This is a genomic window from Xenorhabdus koppenhoeferi, assembly GCF_900116635.1.
GTDB lineage: Bacteria > Pseudomonadota > Gammaproteobacteria > Enterobacterales > Enterobacteriaceae > Xenorhabdus > Xenorhabdus koppenhoeferi.
The window spans coordinates 1-7,027 of record NZ_FPBJ01000061.1; the positions used below are offsets into that span (position 1 = coordinate 1).

Annotated in this window: 6 protein-coding genes; 1 reads left to right on the forward strand and 5 read right to left on the reverse strand. The window is 30.8% G+C overall.

The features are described 5' to 3' along the window. Nucleotides 1-138: 138 nt before the first annotated feature. From BM329_RS13670 to BM329_RS13685, 4 genes are all read right to left on the reverse strand, one after another. Nucleotides 139-1,092 (reverse strand): DMT family transporter, encoded by a 954-nt coding sequence (locus BM329_RS13670; RefSeq protein ID WP_245759096.1) that lies wholly within the window; start codon nucleotides 1,090-1,092, stop codon nucleotides 139-141. Between the two features lie 105 nt (nucleotides 1,093-1,197). After that, complete coding sequence (locus tag BM329_RS13675) at nucleotides 1,198-2,151, reverse strand: NAD-dependent epimerase/dehydratase family protein (RefSeq protein WP_092554257.1); 954 nt, start codon at nucleotides 2,149-2,151, stop codon at nucleotides 1,198-1,200. A 49-nt stretch (nucleotides 2,152-2,200) separates the two neighbouring features. After that, nucleotides 2,201-3,655, reverse strand: coding sequence for an oligosaccharide flippase family protein (locus BM329_RS13680; protein ID WP_092554260.1), 1,455 nt, complete (start codon nucleotides 3,653-3,655; stop codon nucleotides 2,201-2,203). Between the two features lies 1 nt (nucleotide 3,656). Continuing rightward, nucleotides 3,657-4,814, reverse strand: coding sequence for a glucosamine inositolphosphorylceramide transferase family protein (locus BM329_RS13685; RefSeq protein WP_092554263.1), 1,158 nt, complete (start codon nucleotides 4,812-4,814; stop codon nucleotides 3,657-3,659). Nucleotides 4,815-5,050: 236 nt separating this feature from the next. On the opposite strand from BM329_RS13685, the gene BM329_RS13690 reads away from it, so the two are divergent. Further along, entirely contained in the window at nucleotides 5,051-5,806 is a 756-nt protein-coding gene (locus BM329_RS13690; protein WP_092554267.1) for an IS630 family transposase, read from the forward strand. A gap of 66 nt (nucleotides 5,807-5,872) precedes the next feature. Here BM329_RS13690 and BM329_RS13695 read toward each other — a convergent pair whose 3' ends face one another. Continuing rightward, a complete protein-coding gene (locus tag BM329_RS13695) occupies nucleotides 5,873-6,760 on the reverse strand; it encodes an IS982 family transposase (RefSeq protein WP_092554270.1) in 888 nt (295 codons plus the stop codon). Between the last annotated feature and the right edge of the window lie 267 nt (nucleotides 6,761-7,027).

Consider the following 7,027-nt stretch of genomic DNA (forward strand, 5'->3'; position numbering starts at 1 on the left):
TATAGGCCATAGCGCATTTTCCTTTGGCGAGAAAGATGCCTACTATAGCAACTGACCGCCTTTCTTAGAAATTGCACTTATTAGGCGAATCCAAGTATCTTTAAATCAGGAGCCTAAATCAACATTTGAATTTGTTTTTTATTTAAGGAAAAATACTAATTTATTGATATTATGAGGATTAACTGCTGTTAAAAAAGAGCCTACAGAAACACCAGTGCATATAAGTAATAAATTTATAGATATTGGTTCATCTATAATTAGATATGCGAAGACAACAGCCCATACAGAATAAGTGATATTTAAAGCCATAGCTCTAATAGGAAGTAAACTTTCTATAGCTCGATAATAAAAAAGATAGGAAATAGTAGCCATTAAAGAAGTTGTAAGTAATAAGGTAGTTAATTTTATATCTGATAAAATATGAAGTACACTAGGGAAAGAATGAACGAATACCACAATAAGAATAATATAACCTAATGAAGATGATAATTGTCTTATAAAATAAGCAATATCTGAAGGAATATTTTTATTCATACCGTAAGAACTGATTACAACCTCAGAACCCCACCCTAATGCACACAAGAAAGCAAAAAGAAAACCTATCCAACCAGATACAACTTGAGTAGAAGCTGAATAACCTAAAATCATTGTGCAAATTATAGACAACAACAAACCTAATAATCCTATTCGGTGAATTCTATCTTTCAATAAAAAAAATGATATTAAAGTGCCAATAGCTGGATACAATGCAGAAATAGTGGCAGTATAGCCTATACCAATATACTTTATAGCTAAAATGTAAAAAGACATTCCCATAGGACCACCAAATATGGCAGCTATAGTAATAATTAAATAGTTTTTATTTTTTAAAATAGATAATATTTCTTGATGTTTTTTTTGATATAAGAGATAAAAAAACATGTATACGAATGAAATTAAATCATTTAGGCACGCAATAATTATAGGAATAAGAAAACAGGAAGCAAGTGTATTATCTTTTAATAACAAAGCTAAAAGAACACCACTTAATCCCCAAAATACCCCAGAGAATAATCCATAGAAATTTGCTGACAGTTTATTATTCACTTGCATTAACACTATACTTTACCTAAAGTAAATTATATATTTGCGGACAGCACATTAAAGACTTGGATACTGTCTGTCCGAATAAATATAATAGAAAATTTAACAGGCTATTTATGAATTTTTAAATTCAGTCTTAACTGTATTGGCTATTCCTTGTTCAAGTGTAACAGGTGGCACAAATCCTGTTTCAAAAATACTACTGGATTTGAATTGCGTACGGGCACAAAACTTTTTCACACGAATGCTACTGATTGGAAATTCTTTGCCTGTAATCTTAGATAAAATATCAAAGAAATAGCCTCCTAATATTCCGATTGGATACGGTATACGGATATTAGATTTGGGTTTTTCCAGAGAACTACAAATAACTTCTGTCAATTGATTCATTGTGAAATCAGGTTTATCAACATAGTTAAAAACATGATGACCCGATTTAAAACTCGTTGAGAATTTTAAGAACGCAGCAACGTTTTCAACATATGCCATTGATTTTTTATTATTTCCTGAGCCTATCATTAAGAATCGACCAGAGGCAATTTGTTTAAATAAGTTATAAACATTACCTCTGTTATTCTCGCCAAAAACTACAGTTGGGCGAATTGTCACTAAAGTTCTATCTATTTCTTTTACTTGCCAAGCATCATATACATATTCTGCTTCTAGTTTTGATTTTCCGTAGTGATTAAAAGCATTAAACTCACCATTCTCATCAGTTTCTTTTTCTACAAAACCGTAAACTGCCACAGAAGAAGTGAAAATAATATGCTTTATGTTCAACTGTTCTGCCACCTTACAAACATTTTTTGCTCCATCAACATTTACGTCATAATACAGTTTGATTGGATTAACATTATCTTTGTGCTCTGCGGCTAAGTTAATTATGATTGATGCCTTTTCTAAAGATTTATATAAGGTTTCTGGTTTAGTAACATCACCATATTCCCATTTATTAGGGAAAATATCACTTTTATTTTTATCTATTATTTGAAATGGAATATTGTAAATTTCTAATTGAGCTGCAAGGCGAGAACCTATAAATCCTGAGCCACCTATTATTTTGATCATTTTTATACCTTCTTTACAGATAAAACGATTTATATATTTATTAAAGTAATCATTGTGTTTTTTTGAATATCTTTTTTATTAATCCTTGTGAAATATGTTCTTTTGTGAAGATAAGAATTATAGCATAGAGAATAGAAGAATATATTACACTTAATACAGTAAAAGTAGGAATGCTATCAAAATATTTGCGAATAAAAGGTATAATCATTATTGGTAAAGAAGCTAAAATATAAATAACAACACTTCTATTAAAAATTTTAAATTTTATTTTTTCTATATAATATATATGGATATAAAGAAAAAAGCATAAAATAGAAAGAAGTATCATTGTTATCAATATACTATTTTCGGCTGTCAAGTGTTCTTTGATATATAATTTTATGCATATATTTATAAGGCTAAAAATTATTAATAACTTTATGAAAAAATGTTCTTTGTTTAAAGAAAATAAAATTTGACTTCCTAATATCTTTAGTATGGAAAAAATTAATATATAAAAAACAAAAATCTTTATTACAGGAGTAGCGTTTGTATATTCAGCAGCACCAAATATATAGAGGATTTCTTTAGATAAAAATAAAACACCAAATAAAGAAGGTATTATTAGCATCATTAATGCTGTGAAAATACGTTGCACCAATTCAATAAATTCTTTTTTATCAGAGTTTGCAAGTATGGATAATCTAGGTAAAGTTACTTGAGTCAGAGTTGAAGAAAAAACAACAATAATTAATATTATCTTTTCTACTAGGCTATAGAAAGCAACTTCCTCAATTGAAGAATATGAACCTAGCATTATTTTATCAAAACTAAAAAAGAAAAATCCTATATCGATAATAAATAATGTTGACAATACCTTTATAAAATGTTTTTTTAAAAAACCGATTTTTATTAGCTTTATAGAGAAGTAAACATTTTTTTTATATAATAAAATATATAAAAATGAAATTAATGCGTTAGTTGCATCAAAAAGAATATTTAACCAAACATATATAATATAGTCTTCTTTTGCAGTTACCAATAAATACATTAATACTAACGAAACTGCTCTGCAGCACATTGTTTTTAATGATATGAATTTATATTCTTCATAGGCCTCATTTACCCATTCAATATCTAAAGCAAGAAGTAGTATTTTAAATATTAGTATAAGTGATATTACATGTACTTTTTGATTGGTTATAAAAAATAAAATGATAAATAAATATATTATCAAAGATAATAAAACAGTAAATATATTTATTAAATATATATTTGAAAATAGTTCAGAGGCTTTTTCTTTATCATTCCTTATCTTGCCAAGTTCCCTAATAGCGTAATAAGAAAGTCCTAATACTGCTATGGAATTTATATATGCATAAATACTTTCTGCATAATTAACTGCACCAATATTATCTGGAGATAGTGTACGATATATATAGGGTATAATTAATGCTGGCAGAGTGAATCTAAATAAATTCAAAACTAGTTTATATATGCCATTTATTGTAATTGTTCTATTCATGTTAACGTTTTCTGAATATTCTTTTTAAAACTCTAAATGCATTTATTATTAATGAATAGAGATCTTTATTGATTATTTTTAGGTCTGTAATTTCTATTCCGTTGGAAGTATTGTATGTGTGCATTGCTATAGCATTTTTAGGCAAATCTAATTTTGATACAAGTTCTTCACAATAGACATTTCGGGATAATTCATTAATTTTCATTATATTAACTTTATATCCATATCGGCGAGAACAATCTTGAGATACTCTATATACTCCCCCCATTTTATCCATATAAATAGCACCAGCATTACGTGCTAAAGAAATGTCATTGACAAATGGAATATCTGATATTTTTTTAAATGGTAATGTCAATGGATCTTCTGTAGTGAATATGCTCAGTTCATCTCCGTAAGAAGCACCGGGTACTTTTTCGCTTGTGAATAAATACCATATACCTTCTTTTTCAACCAAAATAGTATCAACTGCCTGAATATTATCGATAAGAGTTTTTACCTTATTCCAACGATGTGGAAATTCAATACATTTATAGAGATCAATAGTATTATTTTCTGATGATTCAGGAATTATGTATAACTCATCATTAATTTTAAATATATAAGGAAAAGATAGATGATAACTCTCATCAATTATCGTTTTTACATTTATGAGTTTATTTTTATTTGTATCTAATTCGCCTACGGCAATATATCCTCTATTTACATTGTAATTTAATGCCTCATAGAATACATAATATTTATTATCGTAATAATAAATAAAAGGGTCTGCCATCAGTTCGTTTTTTTTGTATTTTAATTTTATCCAATTAGAATTTCCAGATTTTCGGTATGCTATGATCCATTGGTTTGGCATGAAAAATTTAGTTATTAAATTTTTTAAAATCAAACATGAATAGAAAAAAATAAACCCTATAAATAAGATCTTATTAGGATTGCTTATGATGATTTTTTCGTTGAATCTTTTTTCAAATAAAGATATTTTATCATAAATTAATTTTTTATTCTTTGAAAAAGAGATTCTATTAGGTAGTAGAGAGGTTTCGATGATTTTCCCATCAGGAAATGAAAAGATTAGTAATAACTTATCATAAAATAAACAAGAGGCTCCGATCTCATAATTAATAGATCTACCTTGGCCAATTTTTACGTGGATCAAAATTATCTCCTAATGATCAAATTTGTTTTTAATCGGGAATCCATCATTTACTATTAATGATGAATTCATGCAATAATAAAAGCGATTTTTTTAATATGAAAGTAAGCTCGCTTATACTTTTATATAATGAATTATAAATAAATTTTCAAAATAGTAGATCCCTTGAAGGGAACTCAGTCCGATTTTTGCGATCTGATCAATTGCAAAAAATCCCAAACCACAACCCGGACTGAGTGATGCCAATAATAACATCTATCCCCCACGATAAATGCCAAAAAATGAAAAAACTTATCCATAAAACTCGCGACAAGGACTATGCCCGCCGATTAACTGCATTACTGCTGTTAAATGAAGGTGTTACTGTGACAAAAGTCGCTAAAATCCTTCATGCCGCCCGCTCTTCTGTCAATCGCTGGGTTAAAGGGTTTAGGTTATATGGATTGGAAGGCTGGATTAACACAATAAGTGCAATGTGCGCCCCGTATAGGCTTCGATGGGTGTTAATCCATTTAAACCCTAAAATTGGGGCAGATTGGTATTTCAAAGGCCAGCAAAAACGCATAGTCACACCGGGAAAAAACGAAAAATATTATCTGGCAGGCTGCCTCAATGCGCAAACCAAAGAAGTCACTTACGTAAAAGGAGAAAAAAAGAATTCTGATTTGTTTATCAAAATGTTAGATGAACTAAATGCCCGTCATCCCCATGCGGAAACTATCACGTTAATCTTAGATAATTACTGCATTCATAAAAGTCACAAAGTCAAAAACTGGCTGGCACAACATGGCAAGTTCACACTGTTATTTTTACCGGTTTATTCTCCCTGGTTGAATAAAATAGAACGGTTATGGCAATCACTTCATGAAACCGTGACTCGGAATCATTGTTGTCAATTTATGTGGCAATTACTCAATCACGTCGATGTCTTTTTACGATCGTTTTCATCGCAGCAAAAGCCCGGAATACAAAAAATGAGTGGAGCACTATTATGAAAAGTGATTTATATTCCACCTATTATTTATTTTATAAATGCGTTATTTAATTAACCTGAGATCGGTTTAAGCCATCACCTGAAGGCCTGTTTTTTCAGCATGGGTGATATTTAGTGATGGCTTTTTCGGTTTCAGGCAATAGGCAATTAACCCGCCCAGTAAATTCAGCATAAAACCGTGCAAACTGCGGTGACGTGAATGCTCAATTTGGGTAATATTTTTGAGTTGATCATTGATTGTTTCAATAATAAATCGTTTTGCTAACATGGCCCTATCCCAAGCGGCTAGCAGTTTGGGCTTCATATTTTTTCGTTGCCCTGTCACCAACGTTATCCCTTCTGCTTCTAAGTCTTCTGCCAAGGCTTTGCTGATGTAACCTTTGTCTGCATAAAGTTTATCTAAAAGTCCTTTGGAGAGTTCTTTGACGGGGGCCCTATCATCAATATTGGCGGGTGTCAGTTTTACTGCAACGATTTCCCCCTGATGATTAATAATCATGTGAAGCTTAAAACCGTAGAACCATCCCATCGTGCCTTTTCCTCTTGCCGCCGTCTCTTTAAACACTTGATGCCCGGGTATTCTGAGGTTGTGACACACTTTAATGCTTGTAGAATCAATAAATTCCATACCTGTCGATTTGCCTTTAAGATGGGTGAAAAATGCGCTCAATGGCGCCAATACCGTGGGCATCACCTCAAGGAAACGGGTATAACTGAGCATCGTTGGAAAATCTTTTTTATGATATACCATCATAAATCCAATATAAAAATGCTTGAAATCACGTTGATGAGACATATGGAAGGCAATGATAATCGTCATGATTTCACTGGGTGTCATCCGTCCTTGGCGTAACCGTTGACGTTCACCACTTTCAATCAAATATTTTTGCCATTGGGGCATGAAGTTCTGGCAAAAATCATCGACATGACAAAATAAGTTGACTAAATTATGCATAGCGGGTTCCTGAGTGAAAAGTTTCTTTTTTGGTCAAAAGATCTGATCACCGAACCCGCTTTTAGTTCCCTTCTTTTTTATTCTGCTTATCCCGAGCTCAGGTTAATTATATTTACGATACTGGTATCCCTGAGTTTTCCTACTACTATTTAGAAAAAAATTAAATATTAAACTTGGATTCGCCTAATAAGTGCAATTTCTAAGAAAGGCGGTCAGTTGCTATAGTAGGCATCTTTCTCGCCAAAGGAAAATGCGCTATGGCCTATA

What these genes read in the sequence shown, in the direction of transcription:
- BM329_RS13695 (WP_092554270.1), bottom strand. Translation starts at nt 6,760, where the DNA reads ATGCATAATTTAGTCAACTTATTTTGTCATGTCGATGATTTTTGCCAG.
- BM329_RS13670 (WP_245759096.1), bottom strand. Translation starts at nt 1,092, where the DNA reads ATGCAAGTGAATAATAAACTGTCAGCAAATTTCTATGGATTATTCTCT.
- BM329_RS13680 (WP_092554260.1), bottom strand. Translation starts at nt 3,655, where the DNA reads ATGAATAGAACAATTACAATAAATGGCATATATAAACTAGTTTTGAAT.
- BM329_RS13690 (WP_092554267.1), top strand. Translation starts at nt 5,051, where the DNA reads ATGCCAATAATAACATCTATCCCCCACGATAAATGCCAAAAAATGAAA.
- BM329_RS13675 (WP_092554257.1), bottom strand. Translation starts at nt 2,151, where the DNA reads ATGATCAAAATAATAGGTGGCTCAGGATTTATAGGTTCTCGCCTTGCA.